Source organism: Pseudoalteromonas sp. MTN2-4, assembly GCF_042848605.1.
Classification (GTDB): domain Bacteria; phylum Pseudomonadota; class Gammaproteobacteria; order Enterobacterales; family Alteromonadaceae; genus Pseudoalteromonas.
The window spans coordinates 570,445-597,086 of the sequence record NZ_BTGK01000002.1; the positions used below are offsets into that span (position 1 = coordinate 570,445).

Annotated in this window: 26 protein-coding genes; 17 read left to right on the forward strand and 9 right to left on the reverse strand. The window is 38.9% G+C overall.

What is annotated here, in order from left to right; translation table 11 throughout:
* Positions 1-97 precede the first annotated feature (97 nt).
* Positions 98-1,237, forward strand: coding sequence for a Na/Pi symporter (locus ACGHEH_RS07470; protein WP_390443511.1), 1,140 nt, complete (start codon positions 98-100; stop codon positions 1,235-1,237).
* Positions 1,238-1,376: 139 nt separating this feature from the next.
* Complete coding sequence (locus ACGHEH_RS07475) at positions 1,377-1,919, forward strand: MarR family transcriptional regulator (RefSeq protein WP_349287025.1); 543 nt, start codon at positions 1,377-1,379, stop codon at positions 1,917-1,919.
* A gap of 74 nt (positions 1,920-1,993) precedes the next feature.
* Here the strand turns inward: ACGHEH_RS07475 and ACGHEH_RS07480 are convergent, their stop codons facing one another.
* A complete protein-coding gene (locus ACGHEH_RS07480) occupies positions 1,994-3,013 on the reverse strand; it encodes a lytic transglycosylase domain-containing protein (protein ID WP_390444177.1) in 1,020 nt (339 codons plus the stop codon).
* A complete protein-coding gene (locus ACGHEH_RS07485; RefSeq protein WP_390443514.1) occupies positions 3,003-3,284 on the reverse strand; it encodes a YcgL domain-containing protein in 282 nt (93 codons plus the stop codon). The genes ACGHEH_RS07480 and ACGHEH_RS07485 overlap by 11 nt, the downstream gene beginning before the upstream one ends.
* A 167-nt stretch (positions 3,285-3,451) precedes the next feature.
* Between ACGHEH_RS07485 and minC the strand changes: the two genes are divergently transcribed.
* The 3 genes from minC to minE are packed head-to-tail and all read left to right on the forward strand — an operon-like array spanning position 3,452 to position 5,230.
* Positions 3,452-4,150, forward strand: coding sequence for a septum site-determining protein MinC (gene minC, locus ACGHEH_RS07490; RefSeq protein ID WP_390443517.1), 699 nt, complete (start codon positions 3,452-3,454; stop codon positions 4,148-4,150).
* Between the two features lie 5 nt (positions 4,151-4,155).
* The gene (gene minD / locus ACGHEH_RS07495) at positions 4,156-4,965 is read left to right on the forward strand and encodes a septum site-determining protein MinD (RefSeq protein WP_138479393.1); all 810 of its coding nucleotides are present in this window, start codon (positions 4,156-4,158) and stop codon (positions 4,963-4,965) included.
* Position 4,966: 1 nt separating this feature from the next.
* Positions 4,967-5,230 (forward strand): cell division topological specificity factor MinE, encoded by a 264-nt coding sequence (gene minE / locus ACGHEH_RS07500; protein WP_058032510.1) that lies wholly within the window; start codon positions 4,967-4,969, stop codon positions 5,228-5,230.
* Positions 5,231-5,283: 53 nt separating this feature from the next.
* On the opposite strand, the gene rnd is transcribed toward minE, so the two are convergent.
* The 3 genes from rnd to ACGHEH_RS07515 all read right to left on the reverse strand — a co-directional run bounded on the left by rnd (position 5,284) and on the right by ACGHEH_RS07515 (position 9,085).
* Positions 5,284-6,411, reverse strand: coding sequence for a ribonuclease D (rnd, locus tag ACGHEH_RS07505; RefSeq protein WP_390443521.1), 1,128 nt, complete (start codon positions 6,409-6,411; stop codon positions 5,284-5,286).
* A 51-nt stretch (positions 6,412-6,462) separates the two neighbouring features.
* The gene (fadD, locus tag ACGHEH_RS07510; RefSeq protein WP_390443524.1) at positions 6,463-8,115 is read right to left on the reverse strand and encodes a long-chain-fatty-acid--CoA ligase FadD; all 1,653 of its coding nucleotides are present in this window, start codon (positions 8,113-8,115) and stop codon (positions 6,463-6,465) included.
* A gap of 118 nt (positions 8,116-8,233) precedes the next feature.
* Complete coding sequence (locus ACGHEH_RS07515; protein WP_390443526.1) at positions 8,234-9,085, reverse strand: alpha/beta fold hydrolase; 852 nt, start codon at positions 9,083-9,085, stop codon at positions 8,234-8,236.
* A 183-nt stretch (positions 9,086-9,268) separates the two neighbouring features.
* Between ACGHEH_RS07515 and ACGHEH_RS07520 the strand changes: the two genes are divergently transcribed.
* Positions 9,269-10,567 (forward strand): alkaline phosphatase, encoded by a 1,299-nt coding sequence (locus tag ACGHEH_RS07520; protein WP_390443529.1) that lies wholly within the window; start codon positions 9,269-9,271, stop codon positions 10,565-10,567.
* Positions 10,568-10,659: 92 nt separating this feature from the next.
* On the opposite strand, the gene tsaB is transcribed toward ACGHEH_RS07520, so the two are convergent.
* From tsaB to ACGHEH_RS07535, 3 genes are all read right to left on the reverse strand, one after another.
* The gene (gene tsaB / locus ACGHEH_RS07525; RefSeq protein ID WP_390443531.1) at positions 10,660-11,352 is read right to left on the reverse strand and encodes a tRNA (adenosine(37)-N6)-threonylcarbamoyltransferase complex dimerization subunit type 1 TsaB; all 693 of its coding nucleotides are present in this window, start codon (positions 11,350-11,352) and stop codon (positions 10,660-10,662) included.
* 1 nt (position 11,353) lies between these two features.
* The gene (locus ACGHEH_RS07530) at positions 11,354-13,264 is read right to left on the reverse strand and encodes an ATP-dependent DNA helicase (RefSeq protein WP_390443533.1); all 1,911 of its coding nucleotides are present in this window, start codon (positions 13,262-13,264) and stop codon (positions 11,354-11,356) included.
* Positions 13,265-13,348: 84 nt separating this feature from the next.
* Positions 13,349-13,576: a hypothetical protein gene (locus ACGHEH_RS07535; RefSeq protein WP_390443535.1), complete on the reverse strand. Its 228-nt coding sequence runs from the start codon at positions 13,574-13,576 to the stop codon at positions 13,349-13,351.
* 314 nt (positions 13,577-13,890) lie between these two features.
* On the opposite strand from ACGHEH_RS07535, the gene hisG reads away from it, so the two are divergent.
* Genes hisG through hisIE form a run of 8 tightly spaced genes read left to right on the forward strand, consistent with a single transcriptional unit; the run spans position 13,891 to position 20,916 of the window.
* Positions 13,891-14,790 (forward strand): ATP phosphoribosyltransferase, encoded by a 900-nt coding sequence (hisG, locus tag ACGHEH_RS07540; protein WP_058032502.1) that lies wholly within the window; start codon positions 13,891-13,893, stop codon positions 14,788-14,790.
* Positions 14,791-14,795: 5 nt separating this feature from the next.
* Positions 14,796-16,085, forward strand: coding sequence for a histidinol dehydrogenase (gene hisD / locus ACGHEH_RS07545; RefSeq protein WP_390443539.1), 1,290 nt, complete (start codon positions 14,796-14,798; stop codon positions 16,083-16,085).
* Complete coding sequence (hisC, locus tag ACGHEH_RS07550; protein WP_390443541.1) at positions 16,086-17,141, forward strand: histidinol-phosphate transaminase; 1,056 nt, start codon at positions 16,086-16,088, stop codon at positions 17,139-17,141. It begins immediately after the preceding gene.
* A 16-nt stretch (positions 17,142-17,157) separates the two neighbouring features.
* A complete protein-coding gene (gene hisB / locus ACGHEH_RS07555) occupies positions 17,158-18,219 on the forward strand; it encodes a bifunctional histidinol-phosphatase/imidazoleglycerol-phosphate dehydratase HisB (protein ID WP_390443544.1) in 1,062 nt (353 codons plus the stop codon).
* Positions 18,216-18,806: an imidazole glycerol phosphate synthase subunit HisH gene (hisH, locus tag ACGHEH_RS07560; protein WP_390443546.1), complete on the forward strand. Its 591-nt coding sequence runs from the start codon at positions 18,216-18,218 to the stop codon at positions 18,804-18,806. Before hisB ends, hisH begins: the two co-directional genes overlap by 4 nt.
* 12 nt (positions 18,807-18,818) lie before the next feature.
* The gene (locus ACGHEH_RS07565) at positions 18,819-19,553 is read left to right on the forward strand and encodes a 1-(5-phosphoribosyl)-5-[(5-phosphoribosylamino)methylideneamino] imidazole-4-carboxamide isomerase (protein ID WP_390443549.1); all 735 of its coding nucleotides are present in this window, start codon (positions 18,819-18,821) and stop codon (positions 19,551-19,553) included.
* Complete coding sequence (gene hisF, locus ACGHEH_RS07570) at positions 19,535-20,314, forward strand: imidazole glycerol phosphate synthase subunit HisF (protein ID WP_390443552.1); 780 nt, start codon at positions 19,535-19,537, stop codon at positions 20,312-20,314. Before ACGHEH_RS07565 ends, hisF begins: the two co-directional genes overlap by 19 nt.
* Positions 20,305-20,916: a bifunctional phosphoribosyl-AMP cyclohydrolase/phosphoribosyl-ATP diphosphatase HisIE gene (gene hisIE / locus ACGHEH_RS07575; RefSeq protein ID WP_390443555.1), complete on the forward strand. Its 612-nt coding sequence runs from the start codon at positions 20,305-20,307 to the stop codon at positions 20,914-20,916. Before hisF ends, hisIE begins: the two co-directional genes overlap by 10 nt.
* Before the next feature lie 92 nt (positions 20,917-21,008).
* Here hisIE and ACGHEH_RS07580 read toward each other — a convergent pair whose 3' ends face one another.
* Positions 21,009-22,787, reverse strand: a complete 1,779-nt coding sequence (locus tag ACGHEH_RS07580) for a M61 family metallopeptidase (protein WP_390443557.1) — start codon at positions 22,785-22,787, stop codon at positions 21,009-21,011.
* 187 nt (positions 22,788-22,974) lie between these two features.
* Here ACGHEH_RS07580 and ACGHEH_RS07585 point away from each other — a divergent pair, with 187 nt between their 5' ends.
* Genes ACGHEH_RS07585 through xni form a run of 3 tightly spaced genes read left to right on the forward strand, consistent with a single transcriptional unit; the run spans position 22,975 to position 26,635 of the window.
* A complete protein-coding gene (locus tag ACGHEH_RS07585; protein WP_390444179.1) occupies positions 22,975-24,516 on the forward strand; it encodes a GGDEF domain-containing protein in 1,542 nt (513 codons plus the stop codon).
* A 14-nt stretch (positions 24,517-24,530) separates the two neighbouring features.
* Positions 24,531-25,871 (forward strand): nucleotide 5'-monophosphate nucleosidase PpnN, encoded by a 1,341-nt coding sequence (gene ppnN, locus ACGHEH_RS07590; protein ID WP_390443559.1) that lies wholly within the window; start codon positions 24,531-24,533, stop codon positions 25,869-25,871.
* Positions 25,868-26,635, forward strand: a complete 768-nt coding sequence (gene xni, locus ACGHEH_RS07595) for a flap endonuclease Xni (RefSeq protein ID WP_390443562.1) — start codon at positions 25,868-25,870, stop codon at positions 26,633-26,635. Before ppnN ends, xni begins: the two co-directional genes overlap by 4 nt.
* The last annotated feature ends 7 nt before the right edge of the window (positions 26,636-26,642 follow it).

Below are 26,642 nucleotides of genomic sequence, written 5' to 3' on the forward strand. Positions count from 1 at the left end.
GGATGAAATATTTCTGTAATATTTCTCTGTTTTAATGCCGCCTGAAACAAAAACTTCATGAAAATGCCATATAAGGCATAAACAAAACGAGAACATTATGAGTGCTTCTAATCAGCAAACACTTTTCAATAAAATCTTAAACTGGGCAGCAATTGCTTTCCTAGTTTATTTAGTATTAGTTGCCGTTGGTACAGTCAGTGGTGGTTTTAAATTAGCATCAGGTGGTAGTGCTGGTGCGAAAGAGATTTTCTCATTCGCAACTAATCCATTTGTTGCTTTATTACTTGGTGCACTTGCAACTGCACTGGTTCAATCATCTTCAACGGTAACATCTGTAATTGTAGGTTTAGTTGCTGGTGGATTGCCTATAAGTATTGCAATTCCTATGGTAATGGGTGCAAACATTGGTACTACAATTACTAATACATTAGTTTCTATTGGTCATATACGTTCTAAAGAAGAATTCCAGCGCGCATTTTCTGCATCAACAGTTCATGACTTCTTTAATCTTCTTGCAGTATTAATCTTCTTACCACTTGAGATTATGTTCGGCTTATTAGAGAAGTTTGCATCTAGCTTGGCACATTTATTTGTTGGTGATGCAGATCTTTCACTGAAAAGCTACAACTTCATCAAGCCACTAGTAAAACCTGCTGTAGGTTTAGTGAAAGACGCAGTTAGCTTCTTAGATGGCAAAGCTGTTGGTATTGCAATGGTAGTTATCGGTATTGCAATGATTCTATTTGCCGTAACTACGCTTGGTAAGTTATTGAAAAAAGCTCTTGTTGGTAAAGCAAAAGATTTACTTCACCGAGCCATCGGTCGTGGACCAATAGCAGGTATCACCTCAGGTGCTGCAGTTACAGTAATGGTTCAATCATCTTCAACCACTACCAGCTTAATGATCCCTTTAGCGGGTAGCGGTGTTTTCACAACTCGTCAAATTTACCCATTTACGCTAGGTGCAAACATTGGTACTACCATCACAGCACTGCTTGCAGCTACATCTATCACAGGTCCAGCAGCAGAAGTGGCACTCACTATTGCCCTAGTTCATGTAATGTTTAATGTATTTGCAGTAGCCCTAATCTATGGTATGCCTTTACTACGTGAGATTCCATTACAGCTTGCTGACAAGCTTGCAAAAATTGGCGCTGAAAATAAACCTGCAGCGTTAGGCTATGTACTAGGTTCATTCTTCGTACTACCTGGACTAATCATGTTCGCAGTAAGATAATATACTGAAGTAAAAATGAAAGAGGAGCCCTGCTCCTCTTTTTTGTTTTTTGATCTCCTTAATATTTATTCAATAATTTCCTTGCAATTGAATCCTGCTAAGTCTAAATTGATTTTCAAATTATATTGAAACTTTAAAAATGATTTTATCTCAGAAATTAGAAAACTTTGTATTGCACTGTGGTGAAATGGGTAGCCGTTGGGGTTTTAACAGAACGATTGGTCAAATGGTTGGTCTGTTGGTTATCAGTGAACAGCCTCTTAGTGCAAATGAGATTGCTGAAGCACTTAGAATAAGTCGTGGTAATGTCAGTATGGGCATCAAAGAACTACAATCATGGCAACTGGTTAAAGTCATTCATGTGCCTGGTGATAGGAAAGAATACTATGCACCAAATGGGTCTATTTGGGATTTGGCAAATAAAGTTTTTGAAGAACGACGAAAAAGAGAAATCGATCCGACACTTACTTTGCTTAGAGATTCGATTATAGAACCGGCTCAGTCTAATGAAGAAGCTTATGCGCAAGAGCAAATGCAGCAGATCCATGACTTATTAGAGACGGTTACTAAGTGGTCAGCCGAGTTACAAAGGCTTTCACCTGAACAATTACAAACTCTGATGAAACTTGGCTCTTCGGTCAGTAAAGTAATAGATTTGAAAGATAAGCTTTTAAAGAAATAATTTCACACTTGCAGGCATTAAGCCCAATCAAAAATGGCAGCTATGAAGCTGCCTTTTTTTATATGAGATTCGTACTAGATTTTTGGATAGCCAATTCTATCTGATAAATAGCCAACACTTGTTGCAAAGTAATAAGAGCGATTCCAATGCATTAAGGCTTTATAGTTATCATACGCTAAATACATTCGTCCATTTATGTCATCTGGCATAACTAACGCAGCTGTAATATCTACTTTAGGCAAGTCTGAACCATCCGCTCTTCGTAAACCCAGAGCTTGCCAGTCACTTAAAGAACGCTCTGAATCTTTCCAGTATTCCAGCCATTGCTTACGCGTTTTTGTACCACGCTTTAGAACATATTTATGATCAAAATTTTCAGGTAGTTGAATTTGACGACCCCAAGTAAGATTGTCATTCCAACCAGCTTGTTTTAAATAATTAGCAATGGAAGCAAATGCATCAACTTCTGTGGTCCAAATATCTTTTCGCCCGTCCCCATCATAATCAACGGCATAAGAATTAAAAGATGTTGGCATAAACTGAGTTTGACCCATTGCACCAGCCCAGGAGCCTTTGAACTTATCTAAACTAATATGACCATCTTTTAATATATCGAGTGCAGCCCAAAGCTGACGCTTATATAAAGCCTCTCGTCTGCCATCGAATGCGAGTGTAACAACAGAACTTATAACAGGATGACCACCTTGAATACGACCGAAGTTACTTTCAAGTCCCCATAGGGCAACGATAAATCTAGCTTGTACGCCATATTCTTTCGCGATCGTCTCTAAAACAGGCTTATGCTTTGCATATAGGTTTCGAGCTCTATCAACTTTCCACTGAGGAACGCGTTTTGGTAAATAAGTTTCCAAAGTCTCAACCACTTCCGGTTGATTTTTATCCGCTTTTATAACTTTCTTTTTGAATTTAACGGTTGCAAAAGCTTCGTTGACTAAGGTCTGACTATAACCCTTGTCTAACGCTTCAACTTTTAATTTTGAAACATATTCATCGAATTTTGCTTGTGTATTAGCAAAGGCTGAAAATGATAAACTCGAAGCGATTAATATGGGCAGAACAATTTTAGTCACTATCTACTCCGTTTTGTTTTTTTAATTCATCCAAAAGATTCTCTTCTTTTGGTGGTAATTGTAAATAAAACCCTTTTTCAGTTAACTCAGACTGAACAAGAACAATATCAGCAACACCTAAACGTTCTCTCTTAGATAAATCGAACATCATGACGTAAATTGGTGTGCCAAACATACCCATTAAAGGTTCAGGAATTTTGCTAAAATCATCACGTTTTTCAATGTAAAGGTAAGTATCTGCTCTTTTTGAGCTTTTGTAGACCGCAGTTAGCATTATAACCCTATAAATTCTTGCTTATATCTTGACAGCACTATAACATGACTAAAAATATAATTGGAAAGTTTAACGAGCAACAACTAAGCCTGATTAAGCTTTACTGCAATGCTCAATACCCTGTCTTTCTAATTTTATAAACTGGATAATTATAAGAACTGCGTAATATGTCTGAACAAACATTCGAGTTGAAAGGCAATCTTTTCACTCTTTCTGTATTACATCTATTTACTGTCGACTTAGCTCTATTACGCAAAGAGCTAGACGAAAAGATTTCTCAAGCACCAAAATTTTTCCAAGGTGCGCCTATCGTAGTTAATCTTTCTCAGGTTCAAGAAGAATCAATTAATTTTCTTGAACTTCGCAATGCAATTTCAGCTTTACAACTTAACCCTGTTGGTGTTTGTAACGGTTCTGAACATCAAAATAGCTCGGCTAAAGAAGTTGGCCTGTCAGTACTTAATTACAGTCAAGACGTGCAAAAGCCAAAATCTAACACTTCGACCGAGGTTGTTGAAAAAGAAGTTTATTCACCGCCGCAAGTCATTCAAACAACGGTGCGTTCTGGGCAACAAATTTATGCTAAAGGCAGAGACTTAATCGTGCTTGGAGCGGTAAGTCACGGCGCTGAAGTGATCGCAGATGGTAATATTCATATTTATGGTACTTTGAGAGGCCGAGCAATAGCAGGCGCTTCAGGTGCAGAAAATGCGGCAATTTATTGTCAACAATTAAAAGCTGAGTTAGTTTCAATCAATGGAAGCTATTGGTTAAGTGAATCACTTCAAGGTGAATATTGGGAACAACCAGCACAAATAACACAACGTAACGAATCTCTAGAAATAACAGCTTTGGTCAAAGGATAATTCAGATGGCAAAAATTATTGTCGTAACTTCAGGTAAAGGTGGTGTAGGTAAAACTACCTCTAGCGCAGCGATTGGCACAGGCCTGGCGCTCAAAGGATACAAAACAGCCATTATTGACTTTGATATTGGCCTTAGAAACCTCGATTTAATTATGGGTTGTGAACGCAGAGTTGTTTATGACTTTGTTAACGTTATTAATGGCGAAGCAAACTTAAATCAAGCACTTATCAAAGACAAAAGAGTCGAAAAACTCTATATCCTTCCGGCATCACAAACACGTGACAAAGATGCGCTTACTAAAGAAGGCGTAGAAAAAGTTTTAAATGAGTTAAAAGAAGAGTTTGACTATATTGTATGTGACTCGCCTGCAGGTATAGAAGCTGGTGCTATGATGGCACTATACTTTGCGGATGAAGCAATTGTAACGACAAACCCTGAGGTATCTTCTGTACGAGATTCAGACCGAATCTTAGGTATTTTACAGAGCAAATCTCGTCGTGCTGAACAAGGGTTAGATCCAGTTAAAGAACATCTACTTCTTACTCGCTACAACCCTGAACGTGTAAACGCAGGTGAAATGTTGTCTGTGGAAGATGTACAAGAAATCCTTGCTATTGACCTTCTTGGCGTTATCCCTGAATCAACAGCAGTGCTAAATGCCTCAAACTCTGGTCAACCTGTTATCCTTGATAATGAATCTGATGCTGGTCAAGCTTACGCTGATGCAATTAATCGCTTACTCGGTGAAGTCGTTGATTTCAGATTCTTAGAGGTTGAGAAGAAAGGTTTATTCAAGCGTATATTTGGAGGATAGAATGTCATTACTCGATTATTTTCGTTCAGAAAAGAAATCAAGCGCTTCGCTGGCTAAAGAGCGACTTCAAATTATCGTTGCACATGAACGCTCAAAACGAGGCACACCTGATTACTTGCCACAATTAAAGCAAGATATTTTAGATGTTATTAGAAAGTACGTGAAGGTCGATTCTGACGCTGTAAACGTCCAATTTGAACAAAATGAGGATGATTTAGCAGTCCTTGAACTTAACGTTACATTACCGGATGACGAAAAGTCTTAATTATAAGGCCTAGGCAATGCCTAGGCTTTTTTATTTTCATCGACAAACTTTAGCTATTGCCATTCCTCAAGAGCGTCTTTTAAAAACTCCCATCGCCAGGATTTAAGTAGTTCTGGCCTAATTAATAAATCCCTTGTTTCATCAGTGTGTTTCCATTTCCAACTGATCAATTGATTAATTTGTTTTTTTGAAGCAAATACATCAGCAGGAACTTCAGTGGTCAAAGCCACTTGCTTTATTTTAGTTGCAATGTCTTTTGCAGCTCTTTTGTATTGAGGATAATCAATCAAGCGAAGTAATTTCTCAGGACATGCTTCTATATCGACTAATTTCGCTTGCTCGATCAGGTTTAGAATTTCTTTACCAGAGCGATTCACTTCCATAGCCTCTACACCTGGGATATTTCTCAAAGAAGAAAGGCTAGTAGGCCGACGCCTTGCTATCTCAACCATATTTTGTTCTTTTAAAACAAAATTCAAAGCTAAATTTTTGTTCTTAGCTTTATCCCTTCTCCACGGCGCAAGCAGTTGTAAAGCTGCTAAATCTCGTGGTTTAAGTTGCCACGCATTTTTAATATCTTGATAGAGTAATTCATCTGGTAATTCGTAAGAACGTTTCTCAATAACCAATTGGCTTTCTTCAAGTACAATATCAATTAAACCCTTTTCAGAGATTTGCTTATTAATATGCTCAAAACATGGCAATAGGTAAAACACATCACTGGCTGCATAATCTAATTGTTTCGTTGTCAGTGGTCGCTGTAACCAGTTTGTCCTTGATTCACTTTTATCAATCTCTATTTCAAGGATTTGCTTAACCATATTGGCAAAACCAACACAATTGCCTTCACCTAATAATTGCAAAGCAAATTGAGTATCGAACATTGGGGTTGGTACAAAACCAGCAAAATTATTGAACACTTCAATGTCTTCAGACGGTGAATGAAGTATTTTTAATACATCATCTGATCTCAAAACTTCCCAAAAAGCAGAATAATCTAACTCTGCTAATGGGTCTATTAATGCTAAGTTTTTTCCATCATAAACTTGGATCAGTGCAACTTCAGGATAAAAAGTACGACGACGCATAAACTCTGTATCTAATGCCAATATAGTGGCGTCACCAATTGCTGTTACAAATTCATCTAATTGTTGTTGCTCTGTAATGACTTGGTACTGCACTTTCACTCCTAAGCCTTGGGTTATAAAAAAACCGGCTTTCGCCGGTTTTTATCAATCTTTTAAAGCACGTCTTAGTATTTTACCGACGTTAGTTTTTGGTAACTCGTCACGGAACTCTACTAGTTTCGGTACTTTATAATTGGTTAAATTATCTCGACAGTGATTGATTATATCTTTTTCTGTTAAAGATAGGTCTTTTTTCACAATAAATACTTTAACTTGTTCACCACTTACTTCATGCGGTACACCAATAGCAGCAACTTCAAGTACACCATCGTGCATGGCAACAATTTCTTCGATTTCGTTCGGGAACACATTGAATCCAGACACTAGTATCATGTCTTTTTTACGGTCAACGATGTAGAAGAAACCTTCGTCATCATAAGTTGCGATATCACCCGTAGCAAACCAACCATCCTTAAGACACTCTGCAGTAGCTTCTGGACGATTATAGTAACCTTGCATGACCTGTGGGCCTTTAACGCAAAGCTCACCAGCCTCACCTTTCGGTGCTTCTTCGCCATTTTCAAGAATAATTTTAAGTTCAGTACTCGGGGCAGGTAAACCGATTGACCCATTGTAACCATCTAAATCATATGGACAAATTGTAACAAGTGGTGCACATTCAGTAAGACCATAACCTTCCATTAGCTTACTCTTAGTTACTGCTTGCCACTTTTCGGCTACCGGACGTTGAACGGCCATACCGCCACCTAGAGACATTTTCAAATTAGAAAAGTCTAAATCAGAAAATCCAGGCGTATTCAATAAGCCATTAAATAAAGTATTTACACCTGTGATAGCAGTGAACGGATGCTTAGCCAACTCTTTTACAAACCCAGCCATGTCACGCGGGTTGGTAATTAAGATATTGTGACCACCATATTTCATAAATGTTAAGCAGTTCGCTGTTAATGCGAAGATGTGATAAAGGGGAAGTGCCGTAATAACAACTTCTTTGCCTTTATCAAGTACATTGTCTAAACAACCCGAAACTTGCTCTAAGTTACCCACCATATTGCCATGTGAAAGCATTGCACCTTTAGATACACCGGTAGTACCACCCGTATACTGTAAAAAAGCTAAATCATCTCTATGAATATCAGGTGCTTTGTACGCATTCGGATCAGCACTAACGACTTCATTAAAAGGGATCGCGTTTGGTAATGAAAATGGCGGGACCATCTTTTTCACGCGCTTAACCACAAAGTTAACTAAATGCTTCTTTACACCGCCCAACATGTCGCCAATTTGTGTAAGTACAACATGTTTGACGCTTGTCTTACCAATCACACTTTCAAGCGTATTAGCAAAGTTTGCAAGAATAAAAATTGCTTTTGTCTCAGAGTCATTCAATTGATGCTCTAATTCTCGCGCTGTGTATAAAGGGTTCACATTAACAACAGTACAACCAGCACGAAGCACACCTAGAATGCTAATTGGTGTTTGCAACAAATTCGGCATCATTACCGCAACCTTATCGCCTCGACCTAACCCTAATGTATTTTGTAGATAGCTAGCAACTGCTTTTGTTGCAATATCAACTTGTTGATATGTCATCGTTTTTGACATATTGCTGTATGCAGGTAATGACGCATACTCTGTAAAACTTTTGTCAAATAATTCAAGCAGTGAGTTGTAGTGCTCTGGATCAATTGTTTCAGGCATACCTTTTGGGTAACGCTTTAACCAAATTTTATCCACAGTAACTCCTCGTTTATCGTTCTTATTTTAATATTAACCTTAATATATCTAAGGCACTTTAACAATTGAGCAAAAACTCTAATTTACCGATATTCCCACATTTTTCGATAATGTACAATCAAGTTTCATTATATGCGTCGAAATGAGATGAAATTGTTTGTAAAGTTTGCGCTGCATTTTGCATATGACAATGATGACCTCCTGGCATAAAAGATATCGTCAAATTTAGAAAACAATGTCTGAATAATTCTAGTTGAGTATCTATCATAGAGTATCCCTGATCTGCTTTTATAAACAAAGTTGGGGTGTTTATACCATCTAAACAAGACAAAGCTTGTGCTGTAGAGAACCTGAAACCTGAATGTTGCTTTAAACGTGGATCAGTTTTCAGTTTAACGCCATGTTCTACAAAATCCGTATTACGTTTCATCAAAAGTTCTGCGTTATCATAATCTAATTCTGAAACCTTCATTCTTGCCTTTACAACATCATCAAAACTTATAAACGATTTGCTTACCAAGCTCTCAAATGATTTCTTTCTTTGTTTAAAAGCGTTTAATAATTGCTGTTTTGTGTCGCTCGGTTTTGTTGTGACTATCCCTATTCCATCAATCAGAGTCATAGCTGCAATGCGTTCAGGATAACAGGCGGCATATAGATTACAGATCATGGCCCCCATAGAATGCCCTACTAAAAAGACTTTTTTGAAATCAAGCTCTTCAATTAGTGTTCTCAAGTCATAAACATAATCAATAAAATAATAGTGGGCATCATGACTTTTCCATTCTGATTCTCCATGACCCGGTAAATCTATAGCAAGCCAAGTATAGTCCTTAGTATTTACTTTCTCATTCAGCATGGGTTTGAAGCTGTCGCAATTATCCAGCCAGCCATGAATACAGAGGACTAAACTTTTTCCATTACCTACAATTTCCCCTGATAAACCGAGTTTTTTTAAAACACTTAGCATGTTTTTTTCGTAACTTGTCATATTTTAATTATTTATTAAACGCTTAACTGATAATATCTTCCTCTTACTTAAAACTAAAAGCAAAACAATTCAACAAACATTTGCTATGCCTTGAGTCGATTAATAATTAGTTATTTTTAAGGTTTATCTTGTTGAACACACGGGAAGAAATAAGGAATACATATGAAGTACGCGATGAGTGCAGTAACTGCATCGTGCTTATTGGCATTCGCTAATCAATCTTTGGCTGCTGAAGCACCAAAAAATATTATCTATATGATAGGTGATGGTATGGGTCCTGCTTTTACCACCGCATATCGCTATTACTCGGACAATCCGAATACTAAAGTGGTAGAACCCACTATTTTCGACCAGATACTCGTTGGTATGGCACACACCTACCCTGACGATGATACTTACGTTACTGACAGCGCCGCTGGTGCCACAGCTCTAAGCACAGCAATCAAAACCTACAATGGTGCGATCGCGGTCGATACACATAAAAAACCTTTGAAAACCATGCTTCAAGTGGCAAAACAAAAAGGCATGCGTACTGGTTTAGTATCAACTTCACAAATAAACCACGCAACACCCGCAAGCTTTGCAGCGCATAATGAATCTCGTCGTAATTATGATGAGATCGCTGATGATTACTTCGACATAAAAGTTGCAGGAAAGCTACCCGTCGATTTAATGCTTGGTGGTGGAGTGCAATATTTTAAACGCAGTGACAGAAACTTAGTTAAAGAGTTTGAAAAAGCAGGTTATCAATATACTTCTGACTGGCTAAAATTAAATCAAATTGAACAATTACCAGTACTGGGCCTATTCGCTGACAAAGCGTTTCCGCACGCAATAGATGATAATCCAAACCGCTTAGAAAAAATGACTTTTAAGTCTTTAGATTTAATGTCTAAAAACAATGATAAAGGTTTCTTTATCATGCTAGAAGGCAGTCAAATTGATTGGTGTGGTCACGCAAATGATATCGCATGTGCCATGAAAGAAATGCACGACTTTGCCAAATCAATTGAACTTGCAAAAGCGTACGTAGACCAAAACCCGGATACATTATTAGTTGTAACCGCCGACCATTCTACAGGCGGTTTAACCCTAGGTGCGAATGGTAAATATACTTGGTTACCTGATGAAGTGAAGAAAATGAACTCGTCAGTTATGACGATGAGCAAAGCATTACTTGAAGCTAATGATTTAAAAGCTGCATGGTCTGAACATACAAGTTTAGAGCTTAGCAAAGACAATTTAGCTTCTCTGTCAAAAGCTAAAAAAGACGGAGATGAAGCGCTTTACAAAGCAATCAACAAAGTCATCAATACAGCTACTTATACTGGCTGGACGACAAGTGGTCATACTGCAATAGATGTACAAGTATTTGCTTATGGTAAAGGCTATGAGCAATTTATCGGGTCACAGAACAACACTCAAATTGCAGAAAAACTAATTCACTTTATCGAAAAGTAATTTATTGAGCAGTGATTTATATAGCAATAATCAGTAGTAAAAAGCCAGAACACTGTTCTGGCTTTTTACTTACTTAAAAATGATATCAGGTGTTATTCTCTACCAGGCAGCTTTTTCCAAGTTACCGTATCTCTGACATAATGTGGCTGCGCATCGGCAGGGTGAACCGTGTTACCTTTTTCAAATTCAACTTCTGCAATTTTTAGCATGTACGCGGCATCAGGTAAGGTAATTTCTGAGATGACATCTAAATTTAAACCGGTGGCTTGCTCAGCATAAGGTTCCCACGCGGTTCCTACCGCAGTTAAGCCTTTAATCGACTCAGGTAAATCAACTGGCGCACACACCACTTCATTTTCATCAATGCCCAATTCAGCGAGCCCTTTTTCAGATTTACGATAATGTGCGAAGTAAATCTCACCCATTCTTGCATCGATACCCGTGATGACTGAATCTAGCCCTTGTTCTTCAATCGCTTGCTGTGCCATTGCCTGTAATGTTGAGACCCCCACCAGCGGCAGGTTTGCACCGTAAGCAAGCCCTTGAGCGATCGCGACACTAATACGGACACCAGTAAAACTGCCCGGTCCGCGACCAAATACAATGCCATCTAAATCTTGTAACTTACAGCCTGCTTTGTCTAATAACTCAGAAACTAAAGGCAACACTTTTTGGCTATGTTGCTGAGGACAAACTTCAAAATGTTTAACTGTTTGACCGTTATATTGAATGGCAATACTTAGCGCTTCAGTTGAAGCATCTAACGCTAAAAGGTTATAAGTCATATTATTCTATGTTCTCTAAAAACTGTAATGCGCTTTGGAAATCTCTTGTGCGGCGCATATTAGGTAAGCTTTGTAAAAATGTCTGCCCATATTTTCGCGTAACTAGACGGTTATCGCAAATGACAAGTACACCTTTATCACTGTGATCTCGAATTAAACGGCCAACACCTTGCTTAAGGTTAATGATTGCTTGAGGTAATTGAATGTCTTCAAAAGGCTCACCACCGGTTAATTCACAATCTTTCATTCTAGCTTGTAATAATGGGTCGTCAGGTGATGTAAAAGGCAGTTTATCAATTAACACACAACTGAGCGCATCACCACGTACATCAACTCCTTCCCAAAAAGAAGCTGTGCCCATTAATACCGCGTTTCCGTGTCGAATAAACTGCTCTAGAATGATCCGTTTAGACGATTGGCCCTGCATAAACACAGGATATTCAGTGGCAGTGCTTAGCCCCTCGTAAACTAAGTGCATGACTCGGTAACTGGTGAAAAGTAAGAATGTACGCCCTTTTGCTGCCTTTATAAGCTCTTTGGCGAGTTTTACTAAATTATGCGGCATCATATCATCACTGGTTTCCGGCAAATATCTAGGCATACATAACACCGCCTGATTTTCATAATCAAAGGGACTTTCGACCAATAATTGATGCTTAGGTTTTAAGCCCAAACTCTTATTAAAATGATCTAACGAATCATTTACTGATAAGGTCGCTGACGCGAACGTAAAACTCGCTTGGGTACGTTCTATAATTTCTTTGAATTTATTTGCGACGTTTAAGGGTGTGATATTGATTGTTAAGAAACGTCTAGTTGTCTCGTACCAATAGCTGTAACCCGTTTGTGTGGTATCAAATGCGCGCTCTAATTGTTTTTTAAACTGCAAGACCTTTTCAAATGGGTGTTCAATTTTGTCGCTCCTATCAAGGCAAAGTTTTAAGACTTTATACAAAAAATCCAAATCTGAAATAACACGATGCAACGCATCACAAATGGTTTTGCTTGTTAAAGATTCTCGCCAATCCCCCCGTGAGCCCTCACCAGCAAAAGCAAGTCGAAGATCGGCAACTGCCGTTTCTAACTTATTAAGTGTATTGCCCAATTGCAACATATCTGGAATATCAGAGCGATAGATCAAACGCAAATCATTGATCAACGCCACCAGCTGTTTGGTACTTATACTGTCGCCAAAATAATCACTGGCTATTTCTGGAATTTGGTGTGCTTCATCAAAAATATAATTGTCAGCGTCCGGCATAAGCTCTGCAAAGCCTGAATCTTTCACCGCCATATCAGCAAAAAATAAGTGATGATTTATCACAACAATATCTGCCTCCATGGCTTTAATACGTGCTTTTCTAATGTAGCATTCAGCGTAATCAGGACACTCCTTGCCTAAACAGTTATCAGCCGTTGAATTTACATAAGGTAATACTTTGGCATCCTCTTCAATTCCAACACAATCGGCTAAATCACCCGTATTAGTTTGAGAGGCAAACTTTGCAACCATGGCTAGTTGATGCATCACATCAGGGTCATCGGTTGGCACATGTGCGACATGCTGCTCAAGTCGATAGGTACAAAGATAATTTGCACGCCCTTTTAATAGAGCAACTTTTCGACCTTTATTCAGAATTTTAGTAAGTTGCGGCAAGTCTCGATGATAAAGCTGCTCTTGTAGTGCTTTAGAGCCAGTAGTAATGATCGATTTTTTTTCGCTGAGTAACACTGGAATTAAATACGCGAATGTTTTACCGGTACCTGTTCCTGCCTCGACTACACATTGAGATTTATTTTCTATTGCGGCATGCACCATCTCAGCCATATCAATTTGAGGCTGTCTTGGTTTATATCCAGGAATATTTAAAGCTAATGGACCTGATTCTGAAAAAAGCGTTTTAATTTGCAAGAAGTGACTACAACAGTGTTTTTTGCAATTGTACGGTTTAGTGTTTAGATGAGCAACCGAGTGTTCGAAAACATAACTAATCTGTTACGCCCATACATCTAAATGCTTGCCATCTTCCTTGTCGTTTTCATTTTCTTTTTGCTTTTTATTGGGTGATTGCTCATTGGATTTTCTTTTTACGTCTTCTTTTTTGGCTTTATCGAGTTTTATTTTTTCAACTTTATTATCGATAACACCTGCAACATAGAAAGTCGGCTTATGTGACACCTCAAGCCTAATTATGTTATTTAACAAAGGTTTAAATGCATCCATTATATCCTCCTGCAAGCTTGTACCTACTCCTTATTATCGACCGTTATAATTTATACTTTAAAAAATTCAAAATTTTAGTTGCACTGAAACCGTAAAATATGTTTTCCTAATTGCGTTATCAAAATTGATTAAGAGAATTTACATGTTTATTACACTGACAACTATTCATCATCACCATCATACACCCGAATAGCCTGTCAGGTATTTCGCTGGTGGGTTATTCCTAAAAGGAACCTCCCGGCGACCAAACTCAGAATTTATATCGCCCCGAGGTTCCCTCGGGGTTTTTCGTTTTAGAACAAAGGATATAAATTATGAGTACTAACAACCGTTTAAGAATCGCAATTCAAAAATCAGGCAGACTTTCAAAAGATTGCCAAGAACTTCTCAAGCAACTAGGTGTTAAATTAAACCTACGTGAACAACGCCTAATTGCTCACTCAACCAATATGCCTATCGACGTTTTACGTGTTCGTGATGATGATATTCCTGGTCTTGTTATGGACGGCGTATGTGATCTAGGTATCGTTGGCGAAAACGTACTTGAAGAAACACAAGCTGAGCGTCAGAGTCTAAACCAATATTCTGAAGTACTTAAACTTTCAAAATTAGACTTTGGTTATTGTCGACTGGCATTGGCATGGCCACAAGAACTTGGTCCACAAGATAAGTCATGGTTTGAAGGCAAGCGTATTGCAACAACTTACCCTGAAATCCTAAAAGGCTATTTAAAGCGTGAAGGTATAAATGCGAGCGCGGTAATGCTAACTGGCTCTGTAGAAGTCGCTCCTCGTGCAGGCCTTGCCGATGCAATTTGTGACCTTGTTTCAACTGGTGCAACTCTTGAAGCCAATGGCTTAATGCAAGGTGATACGATCCTTGAATCAAATGCATGCCTTATTCAAAATCCAAAACTGAACGATGAAGATAAGCTTGCACTAATCAATAAATTAATGCCGCGCTTAAAAGGGGTTAAGCAAGCCAAAGAGAGCAAGTACATCATGTTGCACGCACCGAAAGCAAAATTAACCGAAGTGTGTGAACTACTGCCAGGTACTGGTCAGCCTACCCTATTATCACTTGCTGGCTCTGACGATTATGTGGCGTTACACATGGTTAGCAGCGAGACACTATTCTGGGAAACCATGGAAGAGTTAAAAGCACTTGGTGCAAACTCTATCCTCGTTATGCCAATTGAAAAAATGATGGAGTAACAACTGTGTTCAAGTGGAATGAGGGTTCTCAATCAGCACAAGCTGCAATTTTAGAAAGACCTGCAGTTACAGCCAGTGAGTCGATTGAGAAGCAAACACAAGCGATTATTGATGATGTTATTGCTAACGGTGACAACGCATTACTTAAGTTTGCTAAAAAGTTCGACAAACGTGAACAACCTCGTTTACGTGTACCGAGCGAAGAAATAGTGAAAAGTGAAGGCTTGCTCGAACCGTCTTTAAAACAAGCCATTGATTTAGCTTATAGCAACATCAAAGCGTTTCACCAACAGCAACAACCGATGTCTAAAAAGATTGAAACCGCACCGGGCGTGGTGTGTGAATTAAAATTTGAAGCCATCGATGCTATTGGTCTTTATATACCGGGCGGCAGTGCGCCACTGCCTTCCTCTGTTTTAATGCAAGGCGTGTGTGCGCAATTATCTGGCGCCAAAACTGTGGTATTAGCAACGCCAGTAAATGGTAATGAGCGCATCCACCCTGCCATTTTATATGCAGCTAAGCTTTGCGGGATCACCACTATCGTTGAAAGTGGCGGTGCGGGTGTTATCGCCGCTATGGCGTATGGCACCGAGTCGGTTCCTAAAGTAAACAAAGTATTTGGCCCGGGTAACAGCTATGTGACCATGGCAAAACAACTGCTGAGTCAGTCTGTTCCTGGGTTTGCGATTGATATGCCTGCAGGCCCTTCTGAAGTTATGGTCATTGCTGATGAGCGTGCAAACTCAGCTTTTATCGCCGCTGATTTACTCTCTCAGGCAGAGCACGGACGAGACTCTCAAGTTCTACTTGTGTGTAATAGTGAAGAAATAATCGCCCTAACACAGGAGCAAATAGAGCTTCAGCTTGAAAGCTTATCGCGTGCTGATATCGCACGTGCGGCGCTAGAGAACAGTGCCTTGATATTAGTCGATGACATGGCACAGGCATTTGACGTTTCTGCCAAATATGGTCCTGAACACCTTATTTTACAAATTGACCAAGCCGACCAATATGTCGGGTTAGTTAAAAATGCAGGCTCAGTGTTTGTTGGTGATTATACGCCTGAATCTGCGGGGGACTATGCCTCTGGCACAAATCACGTATTACCAACTTATGGCTACAGTAAAGTCTACTCAAGTCTTAATTTAATGGACTTCTATAGAACATATACTGTGCAAAGTATTACCCCTTCGGGTTTAGTGAATTTGAGCAAAGCGATTTTGCCGCTTGCTGATGCAGAAGGATTAGACGCACACGCCAATGCCGTTAAAGTGCGTTTGGAGAACTTGTAAATGAGTGATGTGATCACCACGCTGTTACCAAAGAACATCAATGAGCTAAAAGCGTATAGCTCAGCTAAAAGCATGAAACTAACGGGCTCAACTTGGTTAAATGCCAATGAAAGCCCGTATGCTAAAACTTTTGACGTAAGTGTAGATAACTTGAATCGTTATCCTGATCCACAACCACAAGCAGTGATTGAGGCATACGCTGATTATGCAGGTGTTAGCGAAGAAAATGTATTAATGACACGCGGTGCTGACGAAGGAATTGAGCTTTTAGTTAGAACTTTCTGCGAGCCGGGCAAAGATTCAATCAGCATTTTTGCACCAACTTACGGCATGTATAAAGTCACGGCTGATACACACAATGTCGCATTAAATGTATTGAGCCAAGAGCAACTCATTAATGACGATAAAACCGCAATTAGTGAAGCGTGTGCGCAATCAAAACTGGTTTTTATTTGTAATCCAAATAATCCAACCGGCGCAATTTTACCTGTAGAGAAAATTGCTGAAATTGCGGATGAATTGTCTGATAAGGCCATTGTTGTAGTAGATGAAGCGTATATTGAATTTTGCGAAGCATATTCTTCTGTAAGTCTGTTACAAGATTTCAATAATGTGGTTGTCTTGAGAACTCTTTCTAAAGCGTTTGCCTTAGCGGGTTTAAGAACGGGCTTCATGCTTTCTAACAGCGAATTATTGAACGTAGTCAAAAAGGTCATTGCGCCATATCCAGTTTCGACTGTGGTTGCTGCGATTGCAGCACAAGCATTAAGTAAAGATGCCATCACCCAAGTAAAACGCCAAGTGCAAATTTTAAACGCAGCGAAAGCTGAGCTTTCGTTGGCGCTTAAAAACAATAAGCAAGTAATCACTGTTTTAGACAGCTTTGCAAACTTTGTGACTATCCGTTTAAAAGACAAAGCAGCCATTGATGTTGCCATGCAATCTGGTTTGATAATGCGCCCATTTGTATTATTCGATCAAGATGATTGGATCAGAATCTCGATTGGCACAGAGCAAGAATTACAACAAGTCACCGACTGGCTGAATGGCCTCTAAGTAGTAAGGAATAAAAATGAGTCAACCATATCTATTTATCGACCGAGACGGCACCTTAATTGATGAACCAATCACGGATAAACAAGTCGACAGTCTAGAAAAGCTAGTATTACTGCCAAATGTCATTCCTGCGCTTTTACAGCTTCAAGCTGCAGGTTACCGCTTAGTCATGGTGTCAAACCAAGATGGCTTAGGCACTGATAGCTTCCCAACCGCTGACTTCGATATTGCACAAGACAAGATGATGGAAATTTTTTCATCACAAGGGATCAAGTTCGATGACGTGTTGATCTGCCCACACTTTGATGAAGATAACTGTAATTGTCGAAAACCTAAAACAGGCTTGCTTACAGAATTAATGCGTTCAGGTAAAGTCGACCTTGCTAAATCTTATGTCATTGGCGACCGTCAAACTGATTTAGGCCTTGCTGATAACTTGTGTATTCAAGGTATTTTGTACGAAGGTGATTGGCCGCAAATAGTGACTCAGTTAACCACTCAAAATCGTGAAGCATCAGTAACACGCAACACCAAAGAAACTCAAATTGATGTTGCTGTTAATCTTGACCAAGGCGTAAGCGGCGAAATTTCTACCGGTTTAGGTTTTTTTGATCACATGTTGGATCAAATTAGAACACACGCCAATATCTATCTAAATATTAAAGCCTCTGGTGACTTACACATCGACGAACACCACTTAGTTGAAGATATTGGTATTGCTCTTGGCCAAGTTGTGAAACAAGCCCTTGGTACAAAAACGCAAATTAACCGTTATGGTTTTGCGCTGCCAATGGATGAATGTAAAGCTGAATGTCAGATTGATTTATCGGGCCGCGCCTCATTTGTACTTAATGCTGATTTCTCCCGTGAAAAAGTCGGGGACTTAGATGTGCAAATGGTTGAGCACTTTTTTAAATCGTTCTCTGATAATGCTGCTGTGAGTTTGATCTTATCTGTTTCTGAGGGTAACTGTCACCACCAAGTAGAAGGGTTATTTAAAGCTTTCTCAAGAGCATTACGTGTGGCAATCCAAAAAGATGCGAGCCAATTAACAGCAAGCTCTAAGGGGTGTTTATGATAGCCATTATAAACACCGGCTGTGCCAATATAAACTCTGTACGTTTTGCATTTGACCGATTAGGTGCTAACCCTGAAATTATTACTGCTCCTGAACAATTAGCACAATTTGATAGAGCAATACTTCCTGGTGTTGGCCATGCGTCTGTTGCCATGAAACGTTTGCTTGATAATGGTTGGCAGCAAGCCATCGATGAATATCAAAATCCCTTGATGGGCATATGTTTAGGTATGCAGCTTTTGTGTGAGAAAACCTCTGAAGGCGACGTTAACTGCTTAGACAAGATTCCAGGCGTAGTTACGCAGCTCGAAGTAGGCAATTTAACTGCACCGCATATGGGCTGGAATAATTTAAGTATTGAAAAACCTCACGCGTTAACACAAGGGATCACTGCACAAGATCAAGTCTACTTTGTGCATAGCTTTGCGCACAGTGTAAACGACCACACCTTAGCATCTGGTGCATATGGTCAAACATTTTCTGCCATCGTCTGTAAAGACAACTACGCAGGTATGCAATTTCACCCTGAAAAAAGTGCACAAGTCGGCGCAAAGCTTTTAACAAACTTTTTAAATTGGAATGTATAGGCAGAGGTTAACATGATAATTCCAGCTTTAGATGTACTACAAAATCAAATTGTTCGCCTCTACCAAGGTAAATACGACACAGCCCAGTTCTATCCATTTGAATTAGGTGAGCGTCTGCTTGCCTACCAAAACTCAGGCGCAGAAAAATTACATTTAGTAGATTTAGAAGGCGCTCGTGATCCGCAAAAGAAACAGTGGCAACAAATTCAAGCAGCAACAAAAGCATTAAACGTTCCTTACCAAGTCGGTGGCGGCGTACGCAGCTATGAAGATGTAAAACAATGGATTGAAGCTGGCGCGGCTCAAGTTGTTATTGGGTCAATGGCCGTAGATCAACAAACGCAAGTTGCAGAGTGGATCAAAGAGTTTGGCCCTGAAAAATTTGTCATTGCACTGGATGTGAACAAAACCGGATCTGGTTGGGCACCTGCAACACATGGTTGGTTAAGCGATGCCGACAAAGACTTATTCACCCTACTCGACTTTTATGTGGAATTAGGAGTTGTTGACTTTTTATGTACGGACATCAGTAAGGACGGCACTATGACAGGCCCCTCTTTTGCCTTGTATGAAGAAATCGTTGCACACAATAACAACATAAAAGTACAAGCCTCTGGTGGGGTGAGTTCATTAGACGACATTAAGCGACTCGCTAAAATTGGTGTAGGCGGTGTCATATTAGGGAAATCACTACTTGATGGTGTTTTTACAGTTGAGGAGGCACTTGCATGTTATCAAAACGCATAATTCCTTGTCTTGATGTAAAAAATGGTCAAGTGGTCAAAGGCGTAAAATTCAAAGGCCACGAAGTTGTCGGTGAGGTACTCGAACTTGCTGAGCTTTACAGTAATGCCGGTGCTGACGAGCTAGTGTTCTATGAAATTTCTGCCAGTGTTGAAAAACGATTATTAGATGTCACTTGGGTAGAGCAAATCGCCCGTCACATCGATATTCCGTTTTGTGTTGCTGGTGGTATCAAGTCTGTTGCAGATGCAGCAAAAGTACTTGAAAGTGGTGCTGATAAAATAAGTATCAATAGCCCTGCAATACACAGACCTGAACTCATTAAAGAATTACATGATGAATTTGGTAAACAATGCGTGGTCGTGGGTATCGACAGCTTTTATGACGTAGGAACAGATCAATATCTTGTTTATCAGCTTACTGGCGATCCAAATGCGTCATCTAGAACTCGATATAAAACACAAGAGTGGGTGAAACGCGTGCAAGACTTGGGCGCTGGTGAAATTGTATTAAACTGCATGAATCAAGACGGTGTACGAAAAGGCTATGACAACAAACAGCTATCAGAGATAAGAACCATTTGTGACGTGCCACTTATTGCATCAGGTGGTGCAGGTACCATGCAAGACTTTGTTGATGTATTTAAGCAGAGCCAAGTAGACGGTGCACTCGCTGCCAGTGTATTCCACAAAAACGTTATAGACATAAACGAACTTAAACAATACTTAACAAACAATGGGGTCGCAGCTAGATTATGCAACTAACTAAAGATAACTTATCAAAACTTGATTTTAAAAAGTCCGATATGCTGCCTGCAATTATCCAAGATGCATCAACTGGGCAAATTTTAATGCAAGGTTTTATGGATGAAGCGGCCATTGCAATGACTTTCGAAAAAGGGCTAGTTACCTTCTATTCTCGTTCAAAGCAGCGTTTATGGACAAAAGGTGAAACGTCAGAAAACTATCTAGAACTCGTTGAAGCCCATACAGACTGTGATTATGACTCTATTTTAGTATTAGCAACGCCTAAAGGACCAACATGTCATTTAGGCACTACAAGTTGCTTTGGTGACGCAAAACCTGATTTGGCTTTTTTAGCTACGCTTGAAAATGTGATTTTTGAACGCAAAGATGCAGATCCAGCATCAAGCTATACAGCATCATTGTTTGCCAAAGACTTGAGCCGTAGTTGTCAAAAAGTGGGCGAGGAAGGTGTTGAAGTCGCACTAGCCGCAATGAAAAACGACAAAGAAGAATTGCTAAATGAGTCAGCTGACTTGCTTTATCACCTAACGGTTTTATTGCAGCGCTGCGAGCTAAATCTAAAAGATGTAATTAATACGCTTGAGCAGCGTCACAAGTAATTAACCTTAGTTTTGGTTAATTATCATCTAAAAATAAAAAAGCCCAAGTGATTAAAATAACTTGGGCTTTTTTATTATTTTAAAAGTGAAAATTAGAACGCATTTGGATGTTCTACACCCGTCCATGCTTTATACAATTTAGCCTGACGTTCAGTCGGGGCATTAACTGCTTTCACCTTTTTAGGTTTATCAAAGTCAGATGTAAGCTTTATTTTTGTCGTCATAAGTTGATGACGTCTAATAAAGCTTGCAGTAACTTCTTGCTCTGGCTCAAACAAAGCCAGCGTCTCTTTTAATGACTTACGTACTTGACGTCCATCTAAAGCAACTAACTTATCTCCGGCTGTTAAACCACCTTGCCATGCAGAACTTTCTCTCGCTACATGATTTAAAATAAGTAGCTCGCCATTAGATTTTGCCATCACATCCAAACCAGCAACGGCTTTGCTATTGTCTGGGCGTGTATATTCTAAGCCAACAATTGCAAGCAGCGCATCAAAGTCAATGCTGATCGGTGATTCAACATTATTTTTCCACCAGTTTGAATAATCCCGACCTGAAATTTGCTTTAAAATATTCTGAACATCTTGGCTATTAAAGCTCTTTGGTAGTTTAAACTGTTTATATAGTTCTGAATGCACATCTCTATAACTTACTTTACCTTCACTTTTATCTAGTAAGTCAATATCTAGTGCTAGTGACACTAATGACCCTTCTGAGTAAATATTGGTACTGAAGTTACGCCCATGGTCGCCACCTGCGTTGATCCACTTATCAAAACTTGTTTCAGCAGCAGATTGCACTTCTCTACCAGGCGTTTTTAAATGACGTGAAATTGTTTTATTGAGATCTTTATAAAACTCTTCATTAGTCGTTATTCCAGCACTCAATAGTAAGTAATTTTCTAAATAACTGGTTGAACCTTCAGACAACCACAACAAATCAGAATAATTAGGTGCAATGTAATCGTATGGCACTAAGCCTGCTGGACGGTAGTTTTTTACATTCCACGTATGGATAAATTCGTGCGCAGCCGTTGCAATGAAACCAATATAATCATCACGCTTAGCAAACGAATCTCTATGCCTTTGGATTATTGTAGAGTTTAAATGCTCAGTCGCACCGCGTGCGCCGCTAGTCGCATGAACCATAAATACATAACGTTCATAAGGATAGTCATGCCAAATTAAGCTGCCTGTCTTAACAAGCTTTTTGAGATCAGAAAGCATTAATTCAACATCGTAATTGCCCTCGCCCCAAATAACGAGTTCGTACTTACGGTCATCGACCTTAAATTTATATAAGTCGTTAATGCCTGTCTCAATAGGAGAATCTAATAAAACATCATAGTTGTCAGCTTTAAAACTATGCTTGTCATCTGCGAAATCCATTCCAGAAACTGATCGCCACCCTTTTGGTACATCTAAGTCGACAGTTACAGGCTCTTGTCTATATGAATCACTGAACATAAAGAAGCCTGATGCATCAATAAATGCGTGGCTATCATCAATATGACGAGAACGCATGCCCAATTGATTCGCATAAACTTGGTATGAAATGTTGACTTCTGTTGGCTCATTTAAATGTACGCGCCATGTATTTTTATCAATCTTTTTCCATTTAAGATCTTCGCCGTTTTCACTTTTTGCATTAAAAAAACGAATACCATTGGCAAGGTCTAAAATTTCATAGCGACCCGTGCGCCAGTCTGGGAGATGCACATCTAAATGTGCTTGAGCTGTTTTCGGAAAAGTTACTTTAACATCACCGAGATGATGCTCAGGTTCATGTATCGATAATTTATATTCCACATCGGAAAATGCAGGAAAAGCTGTAAAAGCAGCAAGAAGAGAGAGTGTAATTTTTTTCATACTGGTATTTATAATATTCATAGAAAAGTATAAGAAAAGAATAACAAACTCCCCTTATAAAGTTTAATAAAAGAGATAAACTACATATCATCAGGCTTGTTGTGATATGTAACAAACAAATTGCCTTCAAAAATGAGATAATTGTTGTAAACTTAAAGTGTTAATGAATTTATAGATGGCGAAATTTGTGACCAATAAAGATGCGCTAATAGAAAAAAAACTAAAACAAGCAGTTAAAGCACGAGCTGAGCTCGAGAATGCGCATAAAGATCAAATACAGACTCTGAGTAATTTTGCTGCGAAGCTCGCAGTGAGTAGTAAAGGTCAAGATGTTGCTCTAGATAATCTTTTGGCTAAATTTAGACAAGCGCTTAGTAAAGGCGTCAGCTTTGATGATTTAGCTCCTCTTATTAACACCATTACCCTATCCCTTAAAAATCAAGAATCTGTAAACGCTGAAAATCATCAAAAGCTTTCAAACAGTATTTCTGACGCAGGTAGACAATTACAAAAACTCAAAGGTATCCCAGATGATACTCGCCGCAAACTACGTAACTTATTAGATCATGAATTGACTGAAGTAAATGTCAGTTATGAATTTTTGCCAGTTTTTGAGAAGCTCATTGGCATTTATCAAAAAGTGTTAGCTGTTAAAACAAGCTCTGACGTAACAGCAAAACCAATAACAGTGCAAAAACCAGAATTGGCTAGTGAATTATTAACCTTAGCCAATGAAATTACATTCGAAGACGATGTATCTAAAGAAGTCATTGATATTAAAACGACACTATCTCAGTCTGCAGAAGTCGATGTATTACTTGATTGTGCGATTGCTATCATAGAGATAATTGCCAATAGCATTGCCAGAGAGCGTCAATCTGCTCAAGGTTTTTTAGTTTCACTGAATCAAACATTAGAAGAGCTCCATGCATCTATTCTTAGTACGACCAATTCGACTAAGCATATGAGTGCCGAGCTTTCAGGTCTAAATAAACAAATTGAGACTAAGATCAAACTTTTAAATGAACAAACGCAAAAAGCGACATCCATTTCCGATTTAAAAGAACTGGTTGACGGTGAGTTAAAGCTTTTGAGACAAGACTTAGTCAAACGTGAAGAATTAGAACAAAAAGATAAAGCGGACTTACTCGCCAGTTTTGAGCAAATTAATTCACGTATTAATGTTTTAGAGACTAAAGTTAATACTTATAAGAAAAAGCTTTCAGAACAGCAATTTAAAAGCTTGCTAGACGGCTTAACAAAACTACCTAACCGTGCAGCGTTTGATGATAGATTTAATCAAGAGTTTCACATGTTCGAACAGCATGGTAATGAAACGACATTAGTTGTTATAGATGTCGATTTCTTTAAATCAATCAACGACCAATATGGCCATAGCGCTGGTGATAAAACACTACAAGTAATCGCTAGAGCTTTAAAGAAAGCAATACGTAAATCTGATTTTATTGCCCGTTATGGTGGTGAAGAGTTTGTTTTATTAATGCCTGGTATGCCTTTGACTCATGCCAAAGCGCCATTAGAAAAGATTAGGAATACCATTAAAGCAATTCCATTTAAGTTTAAAGATAAGCAAGTACAAATAACTGTGTCTTTAGGAGCGACGCAATTTAAAAAAGGTGATACACCTTTGGCAGCTTTTGATAGAGCTGATGATGCACTTTACGAAGCAAAAAACAGTGGTAGAGATCGCCTTTGCATTCGTAAATAACAAGGAGAATGCCTATGCAAGTCCAACTAAATCCAACTGGCGTACTTAATTTGCTTTCAAAGCTTGAAGTCGACCTTTTACAAGCCTCTTCAAGTACAGAAAGGTATAAACTTTTTAGAAACTGCGTATTAGCAGTATTAAACGTAGGAAGTCATACTGATTCTAGCAGTGAAATCTACGACAAATACCAAGATTTTGATGTAAAACTCATCGCTAGAGAGCGCGGTATAAAAATTGAGTTAGACACCCCCCCCGAAACTGCCTTTGTAGATGGAAAAATAATCACAGGTATTCACGAGCATATATTTTCTGTAATCCGTGATTTGTTATTTATTTATCAACGCCATGAGCCAACTGAAGACGAGCAACAAATTACTCATATGGTCTTTGATATGCTCAGGAATGCTTCTGCGTTACCTGTTAATACAGATCCAAATATGATTGTTTGTTGGGGCGGTCATTCAATCAGTGAAATCGAGTATAAATACACAAAAGAAGTCGGATATGAACTAGGCTTACGCGGGCTAAATATTTGTACCGGCTGTGGACCTGGGGCAATGAAAGGCCCTATGAAAGGCGCAACCATTGGTCATGCAAAACAACGTATTACTAGTAACCGTTATTTAGGCCTAACTGAACCGAGTATTATCGCCGCAGAGCCCCCTAACCCTATCGTTAATGAGCTCGTTATATTACCCGATATCGAAAAACGTTTAGAAGCATTTGTCAGAACAGCTCATGGCATTATCATTTTCCCTGGTGGTGCGGGTACAGCTGAAGAGCTTCTATATCTATTAGGCATACTGTTACACCCTGATAATCAAAAACAATGCCTGCCCGTTATTTTAACAGGTCCTGAGTCATCAGCTGATTATTTCAAAGAAATCTGCCAATTTGTTGAAGATACGCTCGGTGAAGAAGCTTTAAGTAAGTTTGAAGTGATTGTTGGCGATCCAAAAAAAGTTGCTGTCACTCTCAAGCAAGCTATGCCTAAAGTTAGGGAATATAGAAAATCTCAGGGCGATGCTTATTATTTTAACTGGACGCTAAAAATTGAGCACCAGTTCCAAATGCCATTTGATCCAACTCATGAAAACATGGCTAATTTGAACCTGTCTTTAGATCAGAATAAAGAGTTTCTGGCTGCTGATTTGCGTAGAGCATTTTCTGGGATTGTCGCAGGTAATGTTAAAGATGAAGGCATTAGAGAAATCAAAAAGCATGGTCCTTATCAGCTTCATGGTGAAACCACATTAATGGAAAAAATGGACACCCTGTTACAAGCATTTGTAGAACAAGGTCGTATGAAATTACCTGGCAGTAAATATACGCCGTGTTATGTAGTGAATAAATGAGTAATACCTTAGTACTAATCGATGCGCTGAACCTCGTTCGGCGCATTTTTGCAATTGAACCAAACCAAGAAGATATTACCGCTGTAAATAATACAGCTCAGCGGGTTTCTTCAGCCGTCAATAAGTTATTAAATCTTACTTCAGCAACACATGCGATAGCTGTGTTCGATGGTGATGGAAGTTGGCGGTATCACTACTACGACAAATATAAAGTAGCAAGAAAACCTATGCCTGAAATCTTGTCTAGCAACATGCAGATTATTGAAAAGGCATTTGAAGAAACTGGCATACCCGTTTATAGACCAGATCACGATGAAGCTGACGATGTCATTGCAACTCTTGCAACTAAGGCAGCTGCTGCAAACGTAAATGTAGTGATAGCCTCAACAGATAAAGGCTTTTTTCCTCACCTTTCCTCAAGCATTAGAATATACGATTATTTTAAAAAAACCTGGATTGATACAAAGCAAATAAAAGATAAATTTAAAGTCGAAAAGCATCAACTTACTGAACTTTGGGCTATGGCAGGTGATAAAACAAATGATGTACCAGGTATAGCTGGAATTGGTTTAAAGACAGCACAAAGATTATTATACGAATGTGGTGATTTTGAAAATATTTTAGCTTACAAATCGCTAAAACCCGGTGAAAAGCAAAAGATCCACTCTGGTGTAGATGATTTTATTACCAGTAAGAATTTGGTTTCATTGAGAACAGATATACATTTAGGCTTTAATCTACAAGACTTGAGAGTTACCCGTTAATTATCTA

Bases quoted from the DNA above. Each gene is read 5' to 3' on its own strand.
- ACGHEH_RS07470 (WP_390443511.1), top strand. From the start codon at position 98: ATGAGTGCTTCTAATCAGCAAACACTTTTCAATAAAATCTTAAACTGG.
- ACGHEH_RS07475 (WP_349287025.1), top strand. From the start codon at position 1,377: ATGATTTTATCTCAGAAATTAGAAAACTTTGTATTGCACTGTGGTGAA.
- ACGHEH_RS07485 (WP_390443514.1), bottom strand. From the start codon at position 3,284: ATGCTAACTGCGGTCTACAAAAGCTCAAAAAGAGCAGATACTTACCTT.
- minC (WP_390443517.1), top strand. From the start codon at position 3,452: ATGTCTGAACAAACATTCGAGTTGAAAGGCAATCTTTTCACTCTTTCT.
- minD (WP_138479393.1), top strand. From the start codon at position 4,156: ATGGCAAAAATTATTGTCGTAACTTCAGGTAAAGGTGGTGTAGGTAAA.
- minE (WP_058032510.1), top strand. From the start codon at position 4,967: ATGTCATTACTCGATTATTTTCGTTCAGAAAAGAAATCAAGCGCTTCG.
- ACGHEH_RS07515 (WP_390443526.1), bottom strand. From the start codon at position 9,085: ATGCTAAGTGTTTTAAAAAAACTCGGTTTATCAGGGGAAATTGTAGGT.
- ACGHEH_RS07520 (WP_390443529.1), top strand. From the start codon at position 9,269: ATGAAGTACGCGATGAGTGCAGTAACTGCATCGTGCTTATTGGCATTC.
- tsaB (WP_390443531.1), bottom strand. From the start codon at position 11,352: ATGACTTATAACCTTTTAGCGTTAGATGCTTCAACTGAAGCGCTAAGT.
- ACGHEH_RS07535 (WP_390443535.1), bottom strand. From the start codon at position 13,576: ATGGATGCATTTAAACCTTTGTTAAATAACATAATTAGGCTTGAGGTG.
- hisG (WP_058032502.1), top strand. From the start codon at position 13,891: ATGAGTACTAACAACCGTTTAAGAATCGCAATTCAAAAATCAGGCAGA.
- hisC (WP_390443541.1), top strand. From the start codon at position 16,086: ATGAGTGATGTGATCACCACGCTGTTACCAAAGAACATCAATGAGCTA.
- hisB (WP_390443544.1), top strand. From the start codon at position 17,158: ATGAGTCAACCATATCTATTTATCGACCGAGACGGCACCTTAATTGAT.
- hisH (WP_390443546.1), top strand. From the start codon at position 18,216: ATGATAGCCATTATAAACACCGGCTGTGCCAATATAAACTCTGTACGT.
- ACGHEH_RS07565 (WP_390443549.1), top strand. From the start codon at position 18,819: ATGATAATTCCAGCTTTAGATGTACTACAAAATCAAATTGTTCGCCTC.
- hisF (WP_390443552.1), top strand. From the start codon at position 19,535: ATGTTATCAAAACGCATAATTCCTTGTCTTGATGTAAAAAATGGTCAA.
- hisIE (WP_390443555.1), top strand. From the start codon at position 20,305: ATGCAACTAACTAAAGATAACTTATCAAAACTTGATTTTAAAAAGTCC.
- ACGHEH_RS07580 (WP_390443557.1), bottom strand. From the start codon at position 22,787: ATGAAAAAAATTACACTCTCTCTTCTTGCTGCTTTTACAGCTTTTCCT.
- ppnN (WP_390443559.1), top strand. From the start codon at position 24,531: ATGCAAGTCCAACTAAATCCAACTGGCGTACTTAATTTGCTTTCAAAG.
- xni (WP_390443562.1), top strand. From the start codon at position 25,868: ATGAGTAATACCTTAGTACTAATCGATGCGCTGAACCTCGTTCGGCGC.